This window comes from Neisseria sp. P0022.S009 (assembly GCF_051956675.1).
Taxonomy (GTDB): domain Bacteria; phylum Pseudomonadota; class Gammaproteobacteria; order Burkholderiales; family Neisseriaceae; genus Neisseria.
Genome location: NZ_JBQCXE010000009.1, coordinates 33,861 through 56,438 on the forward strand (window position 1 = coordinate 33,861; position 22,578 = coordinate 56,438).

Genomic DNA, 22,578 nt, shown 5'->3' on the forward strand with positions numbered 1-22,578 from the left:
CCAATCAGTGCAGATGCTCGTAAATGGTTTCCGCCAAGGCTTTGCTGATGCCTTCCACTTTTTCCAAGTCCTCACGGCTGGCGGCAATTACGCCGCGCAGGCCGCCGAATCGGGTGAGCAATGCTTGGCGGCGTTTGCTGCCGATACCGGGGATTTCACTGAGTGAGGAAGTAACGCGTGCTTTGTCGCGTTTTTTGCGGTGGCCTGTAATCGCAAAGCGGTGCGATTCATCGCGTACGGTTTGCAATAAATGTAAAGCCGGGCTGTTGGGCGGTAGGCGGAAAACTTCTCCGGTAAAAGGCAGTATGAGTTCTTCCATGCCGGCTTTGCGCTCTGGGCCTTTGGCGATACCGACCAAAGGAATGTGCAGCCCGAGTTCTTCCCATACGGATACGGCGACGCCGATTTGCCCTTTGCCACCGTCAATCAATACGACATCGGGCCATTTGACGGCCTCGCCGTTGGCTTCGGCTTCCTGCATTTTGCCGTAACGGCGCGTCAACACTTCGCGCATGGCGGCGTAGTCGTCGCCGGGTTTGGCGGTGGTGATGTTGTAGCGGCGGTATTGCGAGGGTTGGATGTTTTGCTCATCGTACACAACACAGGACGCAATCGTGGCCTCGCCTTGCGTGTGGCTGATATCGAAACATTCAAGGCGGTTGAGGCCGTCTGAATCCATGCCGAGGATTTTGGCCAGTTCATCAATACGGTGTTGCTGGCTGCTTTGTTGCAGGCGGCGTTGGGCAATCGCCATTTGTGCGTTTTGTTCCGCCATTTTCAACCAGACTTTGCGTTCGCCTATGGTTTTGGTGACAAATTGCATCTGCTTGCTGTGTTCGCCTTCCAAAGCCTCTTTCAACGGATCGGGAACGGGAAAGTTGCTGATGATGATGTCGGGTTTGCTTTTGCCCAAATAATGTTGGGCGACAAAGGCTTCGGCGTAATCTTGTCCGTTTGGTTCGGGGTCGTTTTTGGTGTCGGGGAAAAAGCTTTTATCGCCGACATGCCGTCCGCCGCGGATGCTGACCCAGTGTACGCAGACCAGGCCGTCTGAAACCGCCAGCGCAAGCAAATCGATATCGTTTGGATTGTTCGGATTTTTGCTGTCGATAAACTGATTACTCTGCATGATACCGAGCGCTTGAATTTGATCACGGTAACGGGCAGCTTCTTCAAATTGCAGATTCGCTGCGGCGGTTTGCATTTTGTGTTGCAAGGTACGCGTCAGTTCGTCGGTTTTGCCATTGAGGAAAGTCGCGGCTTCACGCACGCTGTCGCGATATTCTTCTTTGCTGATGTAGCCGACACAAGGCGCGGTACAGCGTTTGATTTGGTAAAGCAGGCAAGGACGGTCGCGGTGTTCAAACACGCTGTCTTCGCAGGTACGCAACATAAATACTTTTTGCAACACTTGAATGCTGTCGCGCACGGCGTTGCTGTTGGGATACGGACCAAAATATTGGTTGGGTTTCTTCAGCGTGCCGCGGTAATACGCCATTTGCGGATATTGATGGCCGCTGAGCATCAAATAAGGATAGCTTTTGTCATCGCGGAAAAGGATATTGTATTTCGGCGACAGGGCTTTGATGAAGTTGTTTTCGAGAATCAGCGCTTCGGCTTCGGAACGCGTGATGGTGGTTTCGATATGGTGAACCTGTTTTACCATCAATGCGATGCGCGGCGAATGGTCGTTTTTTTGGAAATAGCTGGAAACGCGCCGCTTGAGATTGACCGCTTTGCCGACATACAAAACATTGTTGTCTTCGTCAAAAAAACGGTACACGCCCGGCAGATTGGGCAGATTTTTCAGGAAAAGAGGTAAATCGAACGGTTCGGTTGCGCTCACGGGATTTTCTTTTGGAATAAGCAGGCCGTCTGAAAACTTTTCAGACGGCCTTTTTCATTGACGTTTAAGATTCTTGAGACGGAGTATCTTCAGCTTCTACCACTTGGTTTTCAGCTGCATCGCTTTCTAAAGCGGCTTCATCTTCAGCCTCTTCAGCCACGCGTTCCAAGCTGACCAAGGTTTCGCCTTCATCCAGATTAATCAGACGCACGCCTGCGGCAGCTCGGCCGGTCTCACGGATTTGCTCAACTTTGGTACGAATCAGGACGCCACCGCTGGTAATCAGCATCAGGTCGTCGGTTTCGCTGACCAAAGTGGCGGCAACCAAATCGCCGTTGCGCTCGCCGGTATTGATGGCGATATTGCCTTGGCCGCCTTTATTTTTACGACTGTAATCGGCAATCGGGGTACGTTTGCCATAGCCGTTTGCCGTAGCGGTCAATACTTGTAGATCGCTTTGCTCGGCTTCAGGAGCGAAAGTAATCAGGCTGACAATCTTGCCATCGGCCGGCAGGCGCATACCGCGCAGGCCGCCGCTGCCGCGACCGGACGGACGGACACCGTGTTTGCCGCTTGGCAATGCGTTTTCGGCATTTTCATCATCCAGGCCGTCTGAATCTTCATTTTCGGTTTCGATATCGGCATCTTCTGCTTCGTCGCTGCCAGATTTTTCCCAATATTCGTTAAAGCGGATGGCTTTGCCCAAGTTGGAGAACAACATAATATCGTCCGCACCGCCGGTTTGCGCTGCGCCGACCAAGTAATCGCCTTCTTTAAGTGCGATGGCTTTAATACCTTGGCTGCGGACGTTTTTAAACGCAGACAGCTGGACTTTTTTCACCATGCCTTGTGCAGTGGCGAAGAAGACGTATTGGTCTTCCGGGAACTCGCGGACGGCCAAAATCGCGCTGACTTTTTCGCCTTCTTCCAATTGGATAACGTTGTTAATCGGACGACCACGGCTGTTGCGGCCGCCTTCCGGCAGTTTGTACACTTTAATCCAATGGCACTTGCCCAAATTGGTAAAGCACATCAAATAATCATGCGTATTGGCAACAAACAGGGTTTCGATAAAGTCTTCGTCTTTGGTGGCCGCTGCCTGCTTACCGCGGCCGCCGCGACGCTGCGCCTGATAATCGGTGGTCGGCTGGGTTTTAATGTAGCCACCATGAGTCAGGGTAACGACCATTTCGCGTTGCGGAATCAGGTCTTCATCGGCAATGTCGCCACCGAATGGATTGATTTCGCTGCGACGCTCGTCACCGAAGTTGGCTTTAATGTCTGCCAATTCTTCGCGGATGATTTGGGTAACGCGTTCAGGTTTGGAAAGAATATCCACGAAATCAATGATTTTACTCATCAGATTTTTATATTCGCCGACAATTTCTTCCTGATCGAGGCCGGTCAGGTTGCGCAGGCTCATGCGCAGGATGGCATCGGCTTGTAATTCGCTCAGGTAATACCCTTGGCTGTGCAGGCCCAAATTCTCTGGCAAGCCTTCCGGGCGCATCATTTGCAGGTCTAAATCCGTGCGGCTGAGCATATCTTCAACCAAGCTGCTGCGCCATGGGCGGGACAGCAATTTTTCTTTAGCTTCCGGCGCATTGGCAGATTCTTTAATCAGACGGATGATTTCGTCGATATTGGACAAGGCCACCGCTTTACCTTCGGCAATATGACCTTCATGACGCGCTTTTTTCAGGCGGAACAGGGTACGGCGGGTAACGACTTCGCGACGGTGGCGCAGGAATTCGGACAGGATTTGTTTCAGGTTCAGCAAACGCGGCTGGCCGTCAACCAAGGCCACCATGTTGATACCGAAGCTGTCTTGCAGCTGGGTCAGTTTGTAGAGTTGGTTCAAAACGACTTCGGCATTTTCATTGCGTTTCAATTCGATTACGACACGCATACCGGATTTGTCGGACTCGTCGCGCAGGTCGGATACGCCTTCCAGCGTTTTTTCGCGTACCAATTCGCCGATTTTCTCAACCAGCTTGGCTTTGTTTACTTGATATGGGATTTCATCGATTACAATGGCTTCGCGCTCGCCGTTTTTGCCGATAGGCTCGATATGGGTTTTACCGCGCATGACCACGCGGCCGCGGCCGGTTTTATAGCCTTCGCGCACGCCGCTCAAGCCGTAAATAGTCGCGCCGGTCGGGAAATCGGGCGCTTGGATAATGTTGATCAGCTCGTCGATTTCTGTTTCAGGCTCGTCCAACAAGCGCAGGCAGGCATTGATGGTATCGCCCAAATTGTGCGGCGGGATATTGGTTGCCATACCGACGGCAATACCGGACGAACCATTGACTAGCAGCGCGGGGAAACGGGTCGGCAATACCAGCGGCTCATGTTCGCTGCCGTCATAGTTGGGGCCGAAATTGACGGTTTCTTCTTCAATATCCGCCAACATTTCATGGGAAATTTTTTCCATGCGGATTTCGGTATAACGCATGGCCGCCGCGGCCAATCCGTCAACGGAACCGAAGTTGCCCTGACCGTCGATCAACACATAACGCATGGAGAAGTCTTGCGCCATGCGGACGATGGTGTCGTAAACGGCCGTATCGCCGTGGGGATGGTATTTACCGATAACGTCGCCGACGATACGCGCCGATTTTTTATAGGCGGAATTCCAGTTGTTTTTCAACTCGTGCATCGCGTACAACACGCGGCGGTGTACTGGCTTGAGACCGTCGCGGACATCCGGCAGGGCTCGACCCACAATCACGCTCATGGCGTAATCGAGGTAGCTCTTGCGCATTTCGTCTTCAAGGCTGACAGGCAGGGTTTCAAGTGCAAATTTATGGTCGTTGCGGATGGTTGCGTCGGTCATGATTATCTGTAATTTCGTATGGCAAAAATCTTGTTGATTCTACCACAAAACAAGCAGTTTATGGCTTTTGCGTGAAGGCCGTCTGAAACAGGGTTTCAGACGGCCTTTATTCTTTCTAAGCAATCATTTAAAGGCTGCAAGAAACTTCATTGGAAGCCTGAAGGCTCAACGCTTTGCGTTTTTTGGCCTTTTCATAACGGCAACGTTGGCGCGGTGTATTGATTTCCAATGGCGGCACGGCAACCGGCTTGCCGTCTTCAACGGCAACCATGGTGAAGTAGCAGCTGTTGGTATGGCGAACTTCGCCGGTGCGGATGTTTTGCGCTTCAACGCGGATGCCGACTTCCATAGAAGTGCGTCCGGTGTAATTGATGCTGGCGTAAAAGGTTACCAGTTCACCGACATGGATAGGCTCTTTAAACAAAACTTTATCGACAGACAAGGTAACGCAGTAGTTGCCGCTGTATCGGCTGGCGCAGGAATAAGCGACTTGGTCGAGCAGGCGCAATAATTCGCCGCCGTGGACGTTGCCGCTGAAGTTTGCCGTATCCGGCATCATCAGCTCGGACATGATAAGTTCGTGAGAAGGAAGTTGGCGTGCTTGTTCCATGGTTTGACCTCTTGAAGTGGTTTGTTTTTAAGGCCGCCTGTTATTTCAGACGGCATGTTTTGTAGGAATTTTGATTCTACCGTTTTTGAGTGGAAAAATTCAATCTGCCGCACCTGGTCATAGCCATTTTCTACGAGAGAAGAAAATCAACAGGCAGATAATGATGCACAGCATCACACCCAAAACCATGAAATAGCCGTGATGCCAATGCAGCTCGGGCATATTGTCGAAGTTCATGCCGTAGATGCCGGTGATGACGGTCAGCGGCATGAAGATGATGGTAATAACCGTCAACACGCGCATTTGCTGGTTCATGCGGTTGGATTGGAAGGAAAGATAAATGTCCATCATGCTCAACACCATATCTCGAGAGGCATCAAGCGATTCGATAAGCTGCATATTGTGGTCGTACACGTCGCGCAGATAAACGGTTGATTCTCCTTTGAAAATGGCGAAATCGCCGCGTACGGCCAGCTGGTAAAACACATCGCGCAATGGCAAAAGCGTGCGCCGTAGACGAACGGCATCGCGCTTGAGTCGGTGGATTTTGCCGAGAATGTCGCTGTTTTCGTTTTTAAACAAGGATTTGTCTATGACTTCGACGCGGTTGTTGTACTCTTCCAGGACGATAAAATAGTCGTCCACAATACGGTCGAGCAGGCAATAAGCAAGAAACGCCGTATTTTTGTTCAAAATATTGTGCGGATTTTCATGCATCTGCCGGCGGAGATGGCTGAACAAGCCCAGCGGTTTTTGTTGGAAAGACAACACAAAATCTTTGCCGATAATCACATACACTTGGTCGGAATGGAGCTTGCCTGTGGTGGTGTAATGGTAAACCTGTGCGGCAGTAAACACATAGTTGCCGTAGTCTTCGATTTTCGGGCGCTGCTTGCGGCTGAGAATGTCTTCAATAACCAGCTCATGGATGCCGTAAGGCTCAAGCGCGTGTTTGAGCAAAGCAGCATCATTGATGCCGACAAAATGCAGCCAGTTGATTTGGCCTTCTTGTGGGCGTGCAATATCGGGCAAAGCCTTTCCGGCAAGATAATCATGCTGAACAAAGGTATCGGCGGAATATAAGGTTTGGTGGATGGCGGAACGCGGCGCATTGTCCGTGTTGCTGCGCTGCATGGCCTGCTCTTGCAGATTGTCGTTTGTCTCAACAGGATTGGCTGGTTTATTCATAAAAAGAAATCATGTTTATTGGTTTGAATGGATTGTACAGACATAAAAGGCCGTCTGAAAACTGATTTTCAGACGGCCTGATGACATTGATTAATGCTTTATTAGGCTTGAGGCGCTGTTTGTTCCAACTCTAATGCGGCGGCGAGCAAGGATAAGCGTGCCATTACGCCGTAAACGTAAAGGCGGTTGTGTTCGTTATCCACGTCGCAGTCTTTTTCGGAGCGCGGCATACCGAGCGAGTCCCATTGTTCGAATACGCGTTTGCAGGCTTCGGGGGCTTCTTGGGAGTTGTCGCCGCTGCCGGTGGGAATGCTGTTGGACAGCGGGACGAACACCATGCCGCCGGCGTTGAGGTTTTCGTCCGCTCCGCGTCCTTCGTGCACACGGAAGAAACCGCCGATAACGAAACGGTCCATCATATACACGACAGGTTCACTGACGGCGCCGTTTATGGTTTCATAGGTATAAATACCTTCTTGGACAATGACTTCGCTGACTTCCAAACCTTCTTTGACTTTTGCCATTTTATTGCGGTTTTTACGGTTCAATCCGCGCACTTCATCGGCGGATTTAACACTCATCACGCCCATGCCGTAAGTGCCTGCGTCGGCTTTGACGATCACAAAAGGCTGGTCGGAAATACCCAATTCATCGTATTTGGCTTGAATTTTCGCCAATACGCGCTCTACCGCGCCTGCCAATGCGTCCTCGCCTTCGCGCTCTTGGAAATCCAAACCGCCGATTTTTTCAAAATAAGGATTGATTTGCCATTCGTCGATGTCAATCAGCTTGGCAAATTCGGCGGCAACTTGGTTGTATGCGCCGAAATGCTCAGTTTTACGGCGCGTCGTCCAACCGCCGTGCAATGGAGGCAATACGGTTTGGCTGATGCCTTTGAGAATATCGGGAACGCCGGCGGACAAGTCGTTATTCAACAAAACAACGCAAGGCGAAAAACCGTCGGCAAGGTGGACACGCTCGCGGGTACGCAATAAAGGTTCCAGCAGGATTTTATCGCCCAACGCGGTTTCAAACTCAGTCGGCTCGGTAACTTCCGGATTCAGGCTGCCCAAACGGACTTCATACCCTGCCGAACGCAAAATCTCGCTAAGCGCGTAAACGTTTTGCAGATAGAATGTGTTGCGTGTGTGGTTTTCAGGAATAATCAATACGGATTTTGCCGTTTCACAGGCGCGCTGTACCGCATCTTGCGCGGCAACCGCCGCCAGCGGGATAAAATTTGGATTCAAATTATTGAAGCCACCCGGAAACAAATTCATATCGATAGATGAAATTTTGTAACCGGCATTGCGGATGTCAACCGAACCATAAAACGGCGGACGGTGTTCGTTCCAGTGCGAACGAAACCATGCTTCGATTTTGGCATGATTGGCAAGAATTTTTCTCTCGAATTCCTGAAATTGAGTCAGGTACTCAGGAGCCAGAACCGGTAATTTCATTCTCTATACCTCTTGGTAAATGTGGATATTAAGTGAGAATGATAGAACTTTTTAGTGCATTTCGACAAGCATTCTTTCAGATAAAATGCATCTTTTTGTCAACAATTCTACAATTTGTCTAATTTTTAATAAGAAATTTTGAAACTTTACAACAAATTTTAAAAATTGGACAAATTTCTATTGCACAGCCCCTATAAAAAGCCTAAAATCCGCCCATAAACACAAACCATCATTCATACTTACCAATTAGCAAAGAAACTCATCATGAGCGCACAAACCCTTTACGATAAACTTTGGAACAGCCACGTCGTCCGCGAAGAAGAAGACGGCACTGTCCTGCTTTACATCGACCGTCATTTGGTTCACGAAGTTACCAGCCCGCAGGCATTTGAAGGCTTGAAAATGGCCGGCCGCAAACTCTGGCGTATCGACAGCGTAGTCTCCACAGCTGACCACAACACCCCGACCGGCGACTGGGACAAAGGCATCCAAGACCCGATTTCCAAACTGCAAGTCGATACTTTGGACAAAAACATCAAAGAGTTTGGCGCACTCGCCTACTTCCCATTCATGGATAAAGGCCAAGGCATTGTGCACGTTATGGGCCCGGAACAAGGTGCCACCCTGCCCGGCATGACCGTCGTTTGCGGCGACTCGCACACCTCCACCCACGGCGCATTCGGTGCATTGGCTCACGGTATCGGTACTTCCGAAGTCGAACATACCATGGCAACCCAGTGCATTACCGCAAAAAAATCCAAATCCATGCTGATTTCAGTTGAAGGCCGTCTGAAACCCGGTGTTACCGCTAAAGACGTAGCGCTTTATATCATCGGCCAAATCGGTACGGCCGGCGGTACAGGTTACGCCATCGAGTTTGGCGGCGAAGCCATCCGCAGCCTTTCTATGGAAGGCCGCATGACCTTGTGCAATATGGCGATTGAAGCCGGTGCGCGCTCAGGCATGGTTGCCGTCGACCAAACCACCATCGACTATGTAAAAGGCAAACCTTTCGCACCTAAAGGCGAAGCATGGGACAAAGCCGTCGAATACTGGCGCACGCTGGTGTCTGACGAAGGCGCAGTTTTTGATAAAGAATACCACTTCAAAGCCGAAGACATCGAGCCTCAAGTAACCTGGGGTACATCGCCCGAAATGGTTTTGGACATCAACGGCAAAGTGCCAAACCCTGCCGAAGAAACCGATCCGGTCAAACGCAGCGGCATGGAACGCGCCCTTGAATACATGGGCTTGGAAGCGGGTACGCCATTGAACGAAATCCCTGTCGATATCGTCTTTATCGGTTCTTGTACCAACAGCCGTATCGAAGATTTGCGTGAAGCCGCCGCTATCGCCAAAGGCCGCAAAAAAGCGGACAATGTACAACGCGTGTTAATCGTTCCCGGCTCCGGCTTGGTTAAAGAACAAGCCGAAAAAGAAGGTTTGGACAAAATTTTTATCGATGCCGGCTTCGAATGGCGCGAACCGGGCTGCTCGATGTGCCTCGCCATGAATGCCGACCGCCTGACCCCGGGACAACGTTGCGCCTCCACTTCCAACCGTAACTTCGAAGGCCGTCAAGGCAATGGCGGACGCACCCATCTCGTCAGCCCGGCTATGGCAGCCGCAGCCGCGGTAACCGGCCGTTTTACCGACATCCGCACTATGGCTTAAAACATGTTCAGACGGCCTTTATTTATCAGGCCGTCTGAAACAATACATTGCCCAATTAAGTTTTCCCATTGCGCAAAACGTTTGAAAACCTTCTCAATCAATCGATACCTTGAAAGGAATCTACTATGAAAAAACTGTTTGCATTGGCTGCCGCAGCCTTCATCCTGACCGCTTGTTCCAGCACTTGGTTCGGCGCAAAAGAAGACACCAACCGCAACTGGGATAAAACCAAAGAAACTGCAGAACGTGTAGCCGACAAAACCAAAGAAACCGCTGAACGCGTAGCTGATAAAACTGAAGAAGCCGTTAAAAAAGGCGGCAATGCAGTAGGCCGCGGCGTCAGCCATGTCGGCAACAAAATTGAAGCAGCTACCGAATAATTTGGTAAGGTGGGCCGTCTGAAGCTCCTGACTCCGTTTCAGACGGCCTGATACCTTATTATTACTTTTTATTTGTTCAGACAGTTTCACGATTCCAAGCAAAGGAAGAAACAATGAGTAATCCGTCAAGCTGGTTTGGTATTCACGCTCATGATTTGGATCGAGCCAAAGCATTTTACGAATCCGTATTCGACAAGCCCCTGCAAGACGTTGGCGGCAACGGATTCCGTTTCATCATTTTTCCGGCCGATTACACACAACACGGCACGGCGGGCATGATTTGGCACGACAGCAATGCCCAACCCGGCCACGGTGGAACAACCATTTTCTTCAATTGCCCGGATTGTGCCGAAACCGCAGAAAAAGCCGTTGCAGCAGGCGGCAAACTGTTACAAGAGAAATTTCGCATTGCCAATGGCTTTGCCGCATTTATCGAAGATACAGAAGGCAACCGAATCGGTTTGCACAGCACACGCTAACCCGAATAGCCATAAAATTTCCCATTATTACTATAAGAATCTGACATGAAAGCCTTTACCAAAATTACCGCCATCGTCGCCCCGCTCGACCGCAGCAATGTCGATACCGACGCCATCATCCCCAAACAATTTTTAAAATCCATCAAACGCAGCGGCTTCGGCCCTAATGCCTTTGACGAATGGCGTTACCTCGACCACGGCGAACCGGGCATGGATAACAGCAAACGCCCGCTGAACCCCGATTTCTCCCTGAACCAACCACGCTATCAAGGCGCGCAAATCCTGTTGACGCGCAAAAACTTCGGCTGCGGCTCTTCACGCGAACACGCCCCTTGGGCATTGGACGACTACGGCTTCCGCGCCATCATTGCCCCTAGCTTTGCCGACATCTTCTTCAACAACTGCTACAAAAACGGCCTTTTACCCATCGTTTTGACCGAAGAACAGGTTGACCAGCTTTTCAAAGAAGTTGAAGCCAACGAAGGCTATCAACTCTCCATCGACCTTGCCGAACAAACCCTGACCACCCCTAGCGGCGAAACATTCACATTCGACATTACCGAACACCGCAAACACTGCCTCTTAAACGGCTTGGACGAAATCGGCCTGACCCTTCAACACGCCGACGAAATCCGCGATTTCGAAGAAAAACGCCGCCAAAGCCAGCCTTGGCTGTTTAACGGTTGATATACAAAAGGCCGTCTGAAAAATTTAAGCGTTTCAGACGGCCTTTAATCTACACAAATATATTATGATTACCGACACCATCGCCAACGCCGCCCGCTACGCCGCACTGCATCCTGACTTTGCCGAGGCCTTCCATCTGTTGCAGACCCTAGATTTTGCCAAGCTGCCGGACGGCCAATTGCCGTGCGAAAATCCCAATATCCGTATTTTTATCGGCAGCGAGCCGATGAGGACTCAAGGCGAAGCCCGGCCTGAAGCGCACTTAAAACACATTGATATTCAAACACCGATTGATGGCAGCGAAACATATGGCTGGATAGACAGAAGCCGTCTGAAAAACGGTTTGGGCTACAACGAAAAGCGCGATATTGAGTTTTTCGACTGCGAGCCGGAAACTTGGTTGACCTTGGAGCCCGGCGAATTTGCGCTATTTTTCCCGAATGATGCGCATGCCCCATTGGTCGGCGACAGAGCAAACATACGCAAAGTTGTTTTTAAAATCCGTGTTGAAACCGAATGCCTATAATTTTTCAGACGGCCTTATTTCCTTATCCAGGACACAATATGTCTTTTTTCAGCAGGTTGTTCCGCTCCAAACCTAAATTAATGACTTGGCAGGAATTTGTCGAATACTTTGCCCGTCGTATCCAAGAAGAATTGGATCTTGAGGCGAAAATCGACTGGGGCGAAAACATTGCTTCTTCGCCTATCATCGTCCAGTTGTCCGAAGATGATGAAGCATCGTTCAGCACATATTTGAGCAACCATTACACAAGTTATCTGCAGAATCCCGAGGCCTTGGAAGCTATTGTTGCTGCCAATTTAGCGGTTATCGATAAGATTCAAGACACTGATGCCAGTGTTTCAGCACAACAAATTCTTCCGACGATTAAAAATACGATTTATCTGGAAAACGTCAGACTGATTACAAATACGGACGAAGACGAGCCTGCCGATTACCTGGTATACAAACCGATTGCAGGCGATATCATGTTGCTTTATATGGTGGATACGGAAGAATCCATGCATACGCTTAATCGTGAGCATATGAAAGAGGCCGGTATTGAAGATGAAGACGCCTTGTATCGTACCGCCATGGATAATTTGCGCCAACGGATGAATGGACGTGTCCAAATTCATCATGCCGAAGGTTGGTCATTGACCCAAATCCATTTGGACAACGACTATGATGCTTCCCTGATTTTGCTTTTGGACGCAGTACTTAAAGACGATCCTATGCTGCCGGCCAACCCCGTTTTTGCAGTCCCGGCACGCAACGCCCTGCTCGTTTGCAGCCCGTCCGATGAAGAAGCTTTACAGGCGATGGCGAATATTGCCCTGCAGGCATTTGAAGACTCTGCCTACGCGATTTCTACCCAGCTTTACCAGTACCATAATGGTACAATCAGCGTTTTCAGAGCAAATTGATTTAAGGCCGTCTGAAAAACAGGCGACCTGCCCTTTACCTAAAACCTTCCCATAAGGAAATCCGAAATGACCAAACATATCGCTATCTTGCGCGGCGACGGCATCGGCCCTGAAATCGTTGCAGAAACCGTCCGTGTACTCGACAAACTCATCGAACAAGGTTTGGATGTCAGCTACGAATATGCGCCTTTGGGCGGCGAAGCCTATGACGAATACGGCCATCCTTATCCAGAATTCACGCAAAACCTTTGCCGCAAAGCCGATGCGGTCCTGCTTGGTGCAGTTGGTTCTCCTCAATACGACAATCTCGACCGTCCGTTGCGCCCTGAGCGCGGCTTGTTGGCCATCCGTAAAGACTTGAATCTGTTTGCCAACCTGCGCCCTGCCATCCTTTATCCCGAGCTGGCCAACGCTTCCACTCTGAAACCGGAAATCGTAGCCGGCCTCGACATCCTTATCGTACGCGAACTGACCGGCGATATTTACTTTGGCGAGCCGCGCGGCATCCGTGTTTTGGAAAACGGCGAACGCGAAGGCTATAACACCATGAAATACAGCGAAAGCGAAATCCGCCGTATTGCCCATGTTGCCTTCCAATCCGCCCAAAAACGCAGCAAAAAAGTCTGCTCCGTAGGCAAAGCCAACGTTTTGGAAACCACCGAACTGTGGCGCGAAATTTTTGAAGAAATCGGCAAACAATACCCTGATGTCGAGCTTTCCCATATGTACGTGGACAACGCCGCCATGCAGTTGGTACGTGCGCCCAAACAATTTGACGTGATTGCCACCGGCAACATCTTCGGCGACATCCTCTCTGACGAGGCCTCCATGCTGACCGGCTCCATCGGTATGCTGCCTTCCGCTTCATTGGACGAAAACGGCAAAGGCCTGTACGAACCGTCTCACGGCTCCGCACCCGACATCGCCGGTCAAAACAAAGCCAATCCGCTGGCGACCGTATTGTCTCTTGCCATGCTGCTGCGTTACAGCCTGAACGACGAAACACGCGCGCAACAAGTTGAAAACGCCGTACAAAAAGTACTGCAACAAGGCTTGCGTACCGGCGATATTTACGAAGAAGGTACCAAACTGGTTTTCTGCTCCGAAATGGGCGATGCCGTATTGGCCGCTTTGTAAGAGGCCGTCTGAAAAAGCGTGGGACCAATCCCACGCTTTTTTATATGCGAAAACTCGAAACCATAAAAAAGGCGTGTCTTCACACGCCCTTTCGTCTTATTCAGACGGCCTTAATATTGAAGCAATCAACCTTTTTTATGTTTGCCGCCAAAGCCGTCGTTAGCCTTACGTTTGCCTTTAAAACCTTCGCCGCCTTTTTTGAAACCGTCAGACTTCTTGAAACCGTCTTTCTTAAAGCCATCTTTTTTGAAACCGTCTTTTTTATGGCCTTCGCCGCGTGATTTGCCGCCGAAGCCTTCTTTGCCCGGTTTCTTATCACCGCGCCAGCCGCCGGATTTACGATCGCCCCAGCCGCCTTTGCCTTTCGGCTTGCCGCCTGCGGATTTACGTTTGCGTGTCGGCTCCATACCTTCGATGGTCAGTTCAGGCAATTTACGGCCGATGTATTTTTCGATTTTGTGTACTTTGACGTATTCGTTCACTTCGGCAAAAGTAATCGCAATACCGGTACGGCCTGCGCGACCGGTACGGCCGATGCGGTGGACGTAGTCTTCCGCCTGTTTCGGCAGATCGTAGTTGATAACGTGGGTAATGGTCGGTACGTCGATACCGCGTGCAGCGACGTCGGTGGCAACCAAAATTTTGCAGCGACCTTTGCGCAAGTCCATCAGCGTGCGGTTGCGCCAGCCTTGCGGCATATCGCCGTGCAGACAGTTGGCGGCAAAACCTTTTTCGTACAAATCGTCGGCGATGACTTCGGTCATGGCTTTAGTGGACGTAAAAATCACGCATTGGTCGATATTGGCATCGCGCAAGATGTGGTCGAGCAGACGGTTCTTGTGGCGCATATCGTCGCAGTACAGCAGTTGCTCTTCGATTTTGCCTTGGTCGTCCACACGCTCGACTTCGATGATTTCAGGGTCTTTGGTTAGTTTGCGCGCCAGTTTGCCGACTGCGCCGTCCCAAGTGGCGGAGAATAACAAAGTCTGACGGTCGGTCGGGGTGGCTTCGACGATGGTTTCGATGTCGTCGATAAAACCCATGTCCAACATACGGTCGGCTTCGTCCAGAATCAGCACTTCCAAACGGGCGAAATCAACTTTGCCGCTTTGCATCAAGTCCATCAGACGGCCCGGCGTAGCGACAATCAGGTCGACCGGTTTGCTCAAGGCGCGGGTTTGGTAGCCGAAAGATGCGCCGCCGACAATGCTGACGGTGCGGAACCAACGCATATTTTTGGCATACGCCAGCGCATTTTTTTCCACTTGAGCCGCCAGTTCGCGGGTCGGCGTCAACACCAATGCGCGCGGGCCTTTGCCCGGTTTTTCGCTGCGCTTGGTCAGTTTTTGCAAAGTCGGCAGCAAGAAGGCTGCGGTTTTGCCTGAACCGGTTTGTGCCGAAGCCATAATATCGCGGCCGTCCAAAGCAAACGGAATCGCTTGCGCCTGAATCGGGGTCGGGCTTTCATAACCCTCGCTGCGTACGGCAGACAAAATGTTTTTATCAAGGTTCAAATCGGCAAATTTAATAGACATATCTATCCTAAGAGACAACAACGCGCACGCCTGAACAATTTCAGACGACCTGAAGCAAAGGAAAGTAACGATACGGGAAATGTGAAGTTACAGGGTTGTCGCAAGCATCTTGCTTGTGGTTAACATCGACGACAACCTGCACAGAAAAGGCTTTGCCAATAAGTAAGCAATAAAAGAAACGCGCCCGGAACGGCGGTTTAGGTTGGAAGACGATGGCTTCGTATCAAAAGGCGAACGGCGGATAATAAAGGAGAAAACTGCCCAGGTCAAGCAAAACAGGCTGCAACTGCAAAATCAAGCTATAATGCCGTTTTATTGAATCAGCACGGATGAAGCCGACATGAAGTTTTTCAAAACCGCCGCCTTATTACCTGCACTTGCTACCGCCCTGTTGATCGGCGCGTGCAGCGGATCGGAGAGTTATCGCGGCGAATGGAAGGCCGTTGCGTCCGACGGTAGCAAAGCCGAAATCACCTTTGCCGAAAAAAGCTTTACCGTCAAAGACGAAAAAGGCAAAGAAACCGTTTACGAATACACTCAAAACCAATACAAACTAGAAAGCGGCAGAACCAGCTACGGTATCGACATCAAAAACGCCTCAGAAGCACGAATCGTGTTCCCCTTTAAAGGCAAGACTGACCGCGCCACCATGGTTGCGCCTGACGATACAATTCTCTATATGCTTGACCGCCACGCCTACGTCCCTGCTGATCAATTCTGGAAACTTCCCCAATAAGGCCGTCTGAAACCATGACCGACATTACCCCCTTTGCCAACCGCTTGGGCAAAAACATCAAACATCTTATGAAATGGGCCAAACGCAACAATATCGAAGCCTGGCGCATTTACGACCGCGATATTCCCCAATTTCCCTTTGCCGTCGATGTTTACGGCGACCAAATCCATCTTCAGGAATATGATACCGGCTGGCTGATGCAGCCCGAAGAATACGAAGCATGGCTTGCCGATGTATTGGAAGCCATCGGTTTTGTGACCGGTTTTGCGCCCGAACAAATCCACCTCAAACGTCGCGAACGCCAAAAAGGCTTACAGCAATACGAGAAAACCGGCAAAACCGGCGACGATTTCGTCATTAACGAAAACGGCCGCAAGTTTTGGGTCAACCTCGACAAATACCTCGACACCGGCCTCTTTCTCGACCACCGCAACACGCGCAAAAAAGTCGGCGAAACCGCAGCGGGCAAACACTTCCTCAACCTGTTTTCCTACACCGGCAGCTTCACCGTCTATGCCGCCACCGGCGGCGCGGTATCCAGTGAAACCGTCGATTTGTCCAACACTTATCTCGATTGGGCGAAACGCAATTTCGAACTCAACGGCATCGACACCGAACAACATAAAATCGTCCGCGCCGACGTGTTCCAATATCTGCAAAATGCCGCCGCCGAAGGCAAACAGTTCGACCTGATCGTCATGGATCCGCCCAGCTTTTCCAACAGCAAAAAGATGCTCGATATCCTCGACATCCAGCGCGACCACAAAAAGCTGATTGACGGCGCAATGAGCCTGCTCGCTTCAGACGGCATTCTGTATTTCTCCAACAACCTGCGCAGCTTTGTGTTGGACGATTCGGTCGCGGAACAATACGCCGTCAAAGATATTTCCAAGCAGTCCGTTCCCGATGATTTCCGCAACAAAAAAATCCATCAATGCTGGGAAATCAAGCATAAATAAGCTTCAGGCCGTCTGAAATCCAGTTTTCAGATGGCCTGATTGCCATATTGAATCTCTCAACCAATAGGCGCATAATTCAAGAAATTGTTGACAATATCAAAAGGAAAAGAACATGCAAAACTACCTGACGCCCAATTTCTCATTCGCCCCCATGATTCCGGAACGCGCGCTCGGCAGCCGGGTTTGGGATACCGAAGGACGAGAATACATTGACCTGTCAGGCGGTATTGCAGTAAACGCGCTGGGCCATTGCCATCCCGATTTGGTCGCAGCCTTGGCCGAACAATCACAAAAACTTTGGCACATTTCTAATATCTATACTACCCAACCGGCGCAAGAATTGGCCAAAAAATTGGTCGAAAACACCTTCGCCGACAAAGTATTTTTCTGCAACTCCGGCGCAGAAGCCAATGAAGCTGCGCTGAAACTGGCGCGCAAATACGCTCGCGATCATTTTGGCGAACACAAAACCGAAATCATCTCCTGCCTCAACAGCTTCCATGGCCGCACCCTGTTTACCGTATCCGTCGGCGGCCAGCCCAAATACAGCAAAGACTACGCGCCGCTGCCGTCAGATATTACCCATGTTCCATTTAATGATATTGCCGCATTGGAAGCCGCCGTCGGCGATAAAACCTGTGCCGTGATTATCGAGCCGATTCAAGGTGAAAGCGGCATTCTGCCTGCCACTAAAGAATACCTGCAAGCCGCGCGCCGTTTGTGCGACAAACACGGCGCCTTGCTGATTTTGGACGAAGTACAAACCGGCATGGGCCATACAGGCAAACTGTTTGCCTACGAGCATTACGGCATCACACCCGACATCATCAGCTCTGCCAAAGCCTTGGGTTGCGGCTTCCCGATTGGCGCGATACTGACCACTGATAAAATCGCCCCAACCTTCGGCCCTGGAACACATGGTTCAACCTTTGGCGGCAATCCGATGGCATGCGCGGTCGGCAGCCGTGCGTTTGACATCATCAATGCGCCCGAAACATTGGCACACGTTGAAAAACAAGGCCAAAAACTTCAGACGGCCTTGCGTGAAATAGGAGAAAAGACCGGCGTATTTAAAGAAGTCCGCGGCATGGGCTTGCTGCTTGGCTGCGTGTTGGCAGACGAATACGCAGCCAAGGCATCGGAAATCACCGCCGCCGCTTTGAAACACGGCCTGATGGTACTGGTTGCCGGCGCCAATGTCGTGCGCTTCGCCCCCAGCCTGCTGCTGAACGATGAAGATATGGCCGAAGGCTTGAAACGTTTTGAAGCGGCGTTAAAAGAGTGGACAGCCTAACCTAGCAAGATAATGAGCTAAGGTTATTGCACTTCAAATCCCAATCCGCTGACCTTTCTTATTCATAAAAGTGTTCAAACTCTTGGATTCTTGCCTGAGACCAGTATGAAAACAAGCATATAAAAGATTCAAAATAAAACTTATTATTAACTTCGAAAATATCAGCCATAATACAAAACTTATTAATTTTTCACACATTTTTTCTTTGTTTGTTATAATGTGAAATATATGCAATGTCGCATATTTTCAAAGTTAGGATTGATAAATGAAAATGAAATGGCTTGCCCTCGTAACCGCTGCTGCATTGAGTTTGACTGCTTGTGGTGATAAAAACAAACAGGCTTCCGATGAGCCTGTAAAAGCTGCTGCAGGTAATACGGCAGAAGCCCCTAAAGATACTGAAAAACCTGCTGAAGAAGCAAAACCTGAGGTAAAACCTGTGGTTTCTTCAGGCAATTTCTTGGCGGATGCGACCGCTCTGCAAGCTGCTGAAGATGCGCTGAAAGCACTGCCGCAATTCGGTGGCAAACCACTCAATATTTTCCAAAACATCCATTTCTACGGTGGCAAACGTCCGCGCATTACCGTGGAAATTCAAGACCCTAACAAACCCGAAAATATCGACCACTACGAATTTGAAGACGGTAAATGGAGCGAGCCTCAACCTGTCCGCATTTCCGGCAACGGAAATATGAAAGACAACGTTTTCCCGTTGGATGAAATCAAATTTGCCGATATCGCGAAAATCGCTCAAGCCTACGGTGAAAAAGCCAAAGAAGTAGAAGCCAAAGAAACAGACTTGCCTCATGTGTATTACTCCTTGTTCGTATCGACCGGTAAGAAAGAGTGGATCACCGGTTTCCTCAAAACCGATCGTGCGGAATACGAATTTGAATTTAACAATGACGGTACTCTGAAAAGCTTCAAAAAGCGTTGATAGCTTGGTCAGTTGGAAACTAATGGCCGACTGACTTTATTTGATTGAGACAGCCATGTTTGTCTTGATAGAGGTTGTCTGAAAAACATTTAGGTTTTAACTTTGTTGAAACCTTGCTTTCAGACGACCTTTTTACGTCTTTACTTTATTCTATAAAACAACATATTCCTACATTCCCTGTCATTTGATGTTTGTTAAAAATCGTACTGCCTCTTCGTGCTACGCTTGGCAAACAATTTGATTTTACGAAGAAAAGGAGCAGGAGATGGTATCGTTGAAAACCCAAATCGCCGGTTTTTCCTTTGACAACTGCCTGATGAACGCAGCAGGCGTGGCGTGTATGACTGTTGAGGAATTGGAAGCCGTCAGACAATCTTCGGCAGGCACTTTCGTTACCAAGACCGCAACGCTTGCCTCCCGTCAAGGCAACCCCGACCCGCGCTATCATGATGTCCCTCTCGGCAGCATTAATTCGATGGGCCTGCCAAACCAAGGCATTGATTACTATCTGGATTACCTGCTTTCACTCCAAGAGGCTCGTCCGGAAAGGGCTTTTTTCCTCTCGCTGGTCGGTATATCGCCCGATGAAACGCATATGTTGTTAAAAAAAGTGCAAAACAGCGGATTCAACGGCATTACCGAACTCAATCTTTCCTGCCCAAATGTCCCCGGCAAGCCGCAAATCGCCTATGACTTTGAAACCACCGAGTGTATTTTGAGCGAAGCCTTCAGCTACTTCGATAAACCTTTAGGCATCAAATTACCGCCATATTTCGATATCGTCCATTTCGATCAAGCGGCGGAATTGTTCAACCGTCATCCCCTAAAATTCGTCAACTGTGTCAACTCCATCGGCAACGGCATGTATATCGAAGACGAATCCGTCGTGATCCGCCCGAAAAACGGCTTCGGCGGCATAGGCGGCCAATACATCAAACCGACCGCTCTTGCCAATGTCCACGCGTTCTATCAAAGACTGGATCCGTCTATCCAAATCATCGGGACAGGCGGCATTTATAGCGGCCGTGATGCGTTTGAACACATCTTGTGCGGCGCAAGCATGGTGCAGATCGGCACGGCGCTACACCAGCAAGGCGTAGGCATTTTCGAACGGATTTCCCTTGAATTAAAAGCCATCATGGCGCAAAAAGGCTACGAAAAACTGGAAGACTTCAAAGGCAAATTGAAATATTTGGCATAAGGTTTACGCTAAAAAACGCCCAAGGCCGTCTGAAAATTTCAGACGGCCTTGTTGTATAATTGCTCCCCACATTACCCGTCTTCCTCCTTCAATGAAACTCAACCCTCAACAGCAAGCCGCAGTCCAATATCTTGGCGGCCCCCTGCTCGTCCTTGCCGGCGCAGGCAGTGGTAAAACCGGCGTAATTACGCAAAAAATCAAGCATTTGATTGTCAATGTCGGCTATCTGCCGCATACCGTCGCCGCGATTACCTTCACCAACAAAGCCGCTACGGAAATGCAGGAGCGCGTCGCCAAAATGCTGCCCAAATCGCAAACGCGCGGGTTGACGATTTGCACGTTCCACTCTTTGGGCATGAAGATTTTGCGCGAAGAGGCGAACCAAATCGGTTACAAAAAAAACTTCTCCATCCTCGACTCTACCGACAGCGCGAAAATCATCGGCGAACTTTTGGGCGGTACGGGCAAAGAAGCTGTATTCAAAGCGCAGCACCAGATTTCCCTGTGGAAAAACGATTTAAAAACGCCCGAAGTTGCCGTTCAGACGGCATCCAATGTGTGGGAGCAACAAACAGCGCGCGTCTATGCGAGTTATCAGGAAACCCTGCAAAGCTATCAGGCGGTGGATTTCGACGACTTAATCCGCCTGCCTGCCGTGCTGTTGCAGCAAAACAGCGAAGTGCGCAACAAATGGCAGCGGCGGCTGCGTTATCTGTTGGTTGACGAATGTCAGGACACCAATACCTGCCAATTTACGCTGATGAAGCTCTTGACCGGCGCAGAAGGGATGTTTACCGCCGTCGGCGATGACGATCAGTCCATCTACGCTTGGCGCGGCGCGAACATGGAAAACCTGCGTAAAATGCAGGAAGACTATCCACAGATGAAGGTCATCAAGCTGGAGCAAAACTACCGCTCCACCGCGCGGATTCTCAAAATCGCCAACAAAGTGATTGAAAACAACCCCAAGCTGTTCACGAAAAAACTTTGGTCGCAGTTCGGCGAAGGTGAAATCGTCAAAGTCGTCGCCTGCCAAAGCGAGCAGCACGAAGCCGACTGGGTCGTCAGCCAAATCGTCAAGCAGAAACTGGTCGGCGGCGACAAAACCCAATACGCCGATTTCGCCGTGTTATACCGCGGCAACCATCAGGCGCGGATTTTTGAAGAAGCCCTGCGCAGCGCACGCGTTCCCTACCAACTCTCCGGCGGGCAAAGCTTTTTCGACAAAGCCGAAATCAAAGACGTTTTGTCCTATTTGCGTCTGCTTGCCAACCCCAACGACGATCCCGCCTTCTTGCGTGCCGTGACCACGCCCAAACGCGGCATCGGCGATGTAACGCTGGGCAAGCTCAACACCTACGCGCACGAACACGAATGCAGCCTGTATGAAGCCGCGCAAACCGAAGAAGCCCTTGCCCTGTTGAACAATACCAACCGCCAACATCTGCAAGCCTTCATGGATATGATGGAAAGTTACCGCACCAAAGCCGAAACCCACGAAGCGGGCGAGCTTATCCATAATCTGCTGAATGAAATCGACTACGAAAACCACCTGTTGGCCAACGAGGAAGGCAAAGCAGGCGAGATCAAATGGCGCAACGTTACCGACCTGACCGGCTGGCTGGAACGCAAAGGCGAGCAAGACGGCAAAAACATCATCGAGCTTGCCCAAACCATCGCCCTGATGACGCTTTTGGAAGGTAAAGGTGAAGAAGAAGTCGATGCCGTCAAACTCTCCACCCTGCACGCTTCCAAAGGATTGGAATACCCCTACGTCTTCCTCGTCGGCTGCGAAGAAGGCATCCTGCCGCACAACGACAGCATCGAAGAAGACAATGTCGAAGAAGAACGCCGCCTGATGTACGTCGGCATCACCCGCGCCAAACGCCAGCTTACACTGACCCACTGCCTCAAACGCAAAAAGCAAGGTACATGGCAGTTCCCCGAGCCAAGCCGTTTCATAGACGAAATGCCGCAGGAAGACATCAAGATTTTAGGACGCAAAGGCGGCGATCCGATTGTGAGCAAGGAAGAAGGAAAAAGTCATTTGGCAGGATTGCTGGATATGCTGGGGAATAAAAAGAAAGGATAACGCAAGGCCGTCTGAAAACAAGGTTTCAGACGGCCTTATTGTCAGCAAAAAATCACAAACAACCATACAATAATCCTCACTTTATGTCGTCGCACCTAT

General features: G+C 50.2%; 19 protein-coding genes. 13 read left to right on the top strand and 6 right to left on the bottom strand.

What is annotated here, in order from left to right; all coding sequences use genetic code 11:
- Nucleotides 1-4 precede the first annotated feature (4 nt).
- The 5 genes from uvrC to gshA form a co-directional block, all read right to left on the bottom strand.
- Complete coding sequence (uvrC, locus tag ACTHUG_RS10455; RefSeq protein ID WP_440386645.1) at nt 5-1,846, bottom strand: excinuclease ABC subunit UvrC; 1,842 nt, start codon at nt 1,844-1,846, stop codon at nt 5-7.
- 64 nt (nt 1,847-1,910) lie between these two features.
- A complete protein-coding gene (gyrA, locus tag ACTHUG_RS10460; protein WP_440386644.1) occupies nt 1,911-4,682 on the bottom strand; it encodes a DNA gyrase subunit A in 2,772 nt (923 codons plus the stop codon).
- A 127-nt stretch (nt 4,683-4,809) separates the two neighbouring features.
- Nucleotides 4,810-5,292: an acyl-CoA thioesterase gene (locus ACTHUG_RS10465; protein WP_003746615.1), complete on the bottom strand. Its 483-nt coding sequence runs from the start codon at nt 5,290-5,292 to the stop codon at nt 4,810-4,812.
- Between the two features lie 117 nt (nt 5,293-5,409).
- On the bottom strand, nt 5,410-6,480 hold the full coding sequence (corA, locus tag ACTHUG_RS10470; RefSeq protein WP_440386643.1) for a magnesium/cobalt transporter CorA: 1,071 nt from the start codon (nt 6,478-6,480) through the stop codon (nt 5,410-5,412).
- A 101-nt stretch (nt 6,481-6,581) separates the two neighbouring features.
- Nucleotides 6,582-7,940: a glutamate--cysteine ligase gene (gene gshA / locus ACTHUG_RS10475; protein WP_440386642.1), complete on the bottom strand. Its 1,359-nt coding sequence runs from the start codon at nt 7,938-7,940 to the stop codon at nt 6,582-6,584.
- A gap of 264 nt (nt 7,941-8,204) precedes the next feature.
- Here gshA and leuC point away from each other — a divergent pair, with 264 nt between their 5' ends.
- The 7 genes from leuC (at nt 8,205) to leuB (ending at nt 13,725) form a co-directional block, all read left to right on the top strand.
- Nucleotides 8,205-9,614, top strand: a complete 1,410-nt coding sequence (gene leuC, locus ACTHUG_RS10480; RefSeq protein ID WP_188212001.1) for a 3-isopropylmalate dehydratase large subunit — start codon at nt 8,205-8,207, stop codon at nt 9,612-9,614.
- A 125-nt stretch (nt 9,615-9,739) separates the two neighbouring features.
- A complete protein-coding gene (locus ACTHUG_RS10485) occupies nt 9,740-9,994 on the top strand; it encodes a hypothetical protein (RefSeq protein ID WP_222571518.1) in 255 nt (84 codons plus the stop codon).
- 113 nt (nt 9,995-10,107) lie between these two features.
- Nucleotides 10,108-10,473, top strand: a complete 366-nt coding sequence (locus ACTHUG_RS10490; RefSeq protein WP_003686332.1) for a VOC family protein — start codon at nt 10,108-10,110, stop codon at nt 10,471-10,473.
- Between the two features lie 45 nt (nt 10,474-10,518).
- Nucleotides 10,519-11,160 carry a 3-isopropylmalate dehydratase small subunit gene (leuD, locus tag ACTHUG_RS10495; protein ID WP_049322418.1) on the top strand — a complete coding sequence of 214 codons (642 nt, stop codon included), beginning with the start codon at nt 10,519-10,521 and terminating at the stop codon, nt 11,158-11,160.
- A gap of 64 nt (nt 11,161-11,224) precedes the next feature.
- Complete coding sequence (locus ACTHUG_RS10500) at nt 11,225-11,686, top strand: YhcH/YjgK/YiaL family protein (RefSeq protein WP_440386641.1); 462 nt, start codon at nt 11,225-11,227, stop codon at nt 11,684-11,686.
- A 38-nt stretch (nt 11,687-11,724) separates the two neighbouring features.
- Nucleotides 11,725-12,588, top strand: coding sequence for a DUF1444 family protein (locus tag ACTHUG_RS10505; RefSeq protein WP_440386640.1), 864 nt, complete (start codon nt 11,725-11,727; stop codon nt 12,586-12,588).
- Between the two features lie 66 nt (nt 12,589-12,654).
- A complete protein-coding gene (gene leuB, locus ACTHUG_RS10510) occupies nt 12,655-13,725 on the top strand; it encodes a 3-isopropylmalate dehydrogenase (RefSeq protein WP_440386639.1) in 1,071 nt (356 codons plus the stop codon).
- 125 nt (nt 13,726-13,850) lie between these two features.
- Here leuB and ACTHUG_RS10515 read toward each other — a convergent pair whose 3' ends face one another.
- Nucleotides 13,851-15,260 (bottom strand): DEAD/DEAH box helicase, encoded by a 1,410-nt coding sequence (locus ACTHUG_RS10515; protein WP_440386638.1) that lies wholly within the window; start codon nt 15,258-15,260, stop codon nt 13,851-13,853.
- A 340-nt stretch (nt 15,261-15,600) separates the two neighbouring features.
- Between ACTHUG_RS10515 and ACTHUG_RS10520 the strand changes: the two genes are divergently transcribed.
- The 6 genes from ACTHUG_RS10520 (at nt 15,601) to rep (ending at nt 22,479) form a co-directional block, all read left to right on the top strand.
- A complete protein-coding gene (locus tag ACTHUG_RS10520) occupies nt 15,601-15,996 on the top strand; it encodes a glycosyl transferase (protein WP_070849955.1) in 396 nt (131 codons plus the stop codon).
- 14 nt (nt 15,997-16,010) lie between these two features.
- Complete coding sequence (locus tag ACTHUG_RS10525; RefSeq protein ID WP_440386636.1) at nt 16,011-16,955, top strand: class I SAM-dependent methyltransferase; 945 nt, start codon at nt 16,011-16,013, stop codon at nt 16,953-16,955.
- A gap of 112 nt (nt 16,956-17,067) precedes the next feature.
- Complete coding sequence (locus tag ACTHUG_RS10530; RefSeq protein ID WP_440386635.1) at nt 17,068-18,249, top strand: aspartate aminotransferase family protein; 1,182 nt, start codon at nt 17,068-17,070, stop codon at nt 18,247-18,249.
- Between the two features lie 265 nt (nt 18,250-18,514).
- A complete protein-coding gene (locus ACTHUG_RS10535) occupies nt 18,515-19,186 on the top strand; it encodes a hypothetical protein (RefSeq protein WP_440386634.1) in 672 nt (223 codons plus the stop codon).
- A gap of 265 nt (nt 19,187-19,451) precedes the next feature.
- Nucleotides 19,452-20,387, top strand: a complete 936-nt coding sequence (locus tag ACTHUG_RS10540) for a dihydroorotate oxidase (protein WP_440386633.1) — start codon at nt 19,452-19,454, stop codon at nt 20,385-20,387.
- A gap of 91 nt (nt 20,388-20,478) precedes the next feature.
- Nucleotides 20,479-22,479 (top strand): DNA helicase Rep, encoded by a 2,001-nt coding sequence (rep, locus tag ACTHUG_RS10545; protein ID WP_440386632.1) that lies wholly within the window; start codon nt 20,479-20,481, stop codon nt 22,477-22,479.
- Nucleotides 22,480-22,578: the final 99 nt, after the last annotated feature.

What these genes read in the sequence shown, in the direction of transcription:
- gyrA (WP_440386644.1), bottom strand. Translation starts at nt 4,682, where the DNA reads ATGACCGACGCAACCATCCGCAACGACCATAAATTTGCACTTGAAACC.
- ACTHUG_RS10465 (WP_003746615.1), bottom strand. Translation starts at nt 5,292, where the DNA reads ATGGAACAAGCACGCCAACTTCCTTCTCACGAACTTATCATGTCCGAG.
- corA (WP_440386643.1), bottom strand. Translation starts at nt 6,480, where the DNA reads ATGAATAAACCAGCCAATCCTGTTGAGACAAACGACAATCTGCAAGAG.
- gshA (WP_440386642.1), bottom strand. Translation starts at nt 7,940, where the DNA reads ATGAAATTACCGGTTCTGGCTCCTGAGTACCTGACTCAATTTCAGGAA.
- leuC (WP_188212001.1), top strand. Translation starts at nt 8,205, where the DNA reads ATGAGCGCACAAACCCTTTACGATAAACTTTGGAACAGCCACGTCGTC.
- ACTHUG_RS10485 (WP_222571518.1), top strand. Translation starts at nt 9,740, where the DNA reads ATGAAAAAACTGTTTGCATTGGCTGCCGCAGCCTTCATCCTGACCGCT.
- ACTHUG_RS10490 (WP_003686332.1), top strand. Translation starts at nt 10,108, where the DNA reads ATGAGTAATCCGTCAAGCTGGTTTGGTATTCACGCTCATGATTTGGAT.
- leuD (WP_049322418.1), top strand. Translation starts at nt 10,519, where the DNA reads ATGAAAGCCTTTACCAAAATTACCGCCATCGTCGCCCCGCTCGACCGC.
- ACTHUG_RS10500 (WP_440386641.1), top strand. Translation starts at nt 11,225, where the DNA reads ATGATTACCGACACCATCGCCAACGCCGCCCGCTACGCCGCACTGCAT.
- ACTHUG_RS10505 (WP_440386640.1), top strand. Translation starts at nt 11,725, where the DNA reads ATGTCTTTTTTCAGCAGGTTGTTCCGCTCCAAACCTAAATTAATGACT.
- leuB (WP_440386639.1), top strand. Translation starts at nt 12,655, where the DNA reads ATGACCAAACATATCGCTATCTTGCGCGGCGACGGCATCGGCCCTGAA.
- ACTHUG_RS10515 (WP_440386638.1), bottom strand. Translation starts at nt 15,260, where the DNA reads ATGTCTATTAAATTTGCCGATTTGAACCTTGATAAAAACATTTTGTCT.
- ACTHUG_RS10520 (WP_070849955.1), top strand. Translation starts at nt 15,601, where the DNA reads ATGAAGTTTTTCAAAACCGCCGCCTTATTACCTGCACTTGCTACCGCC.
- ACTHUG_RS10525 (WP_440386636.1), top strand. Translation starts at nt 16,011, where the DNA reads ATGACCGACATTACCCCCTTTGCCAACCGCTTGGGCAAAAACATCAAA.
- ACTHUG_RS10530 (WP_440386635.1), top strand. Translation starts at nt 17,068, where the DNA reads ATGCAAAACTACCTGACGCCCAATTTCTCATTCGCCCCCATGATTCCG.
- ACTHUG_RS10535 (WP_440386634.1), top strand. Translation starts at nt 18,515, where the DNA reads ATGAAAATGAAATGGCTTGCCCTCGTAACCGCTGCTGCATTGAGTTTG.
- ACTHUG_RS10540 (WP_440386633.1), top strand. Translation starts at nt 19,452, where the DNA reads ATGGTATCGTTGAAAACCCAAATCGCCGGTTTTTCCTTTGACAACTGC.
- rep (WP_440386632.1), top strand. Translation starts at nt 20,479, where the DNA reads ATGAAACTCAACCCTCAACAGCAAGCCGCAGTCCAATATCTTGGCGGC.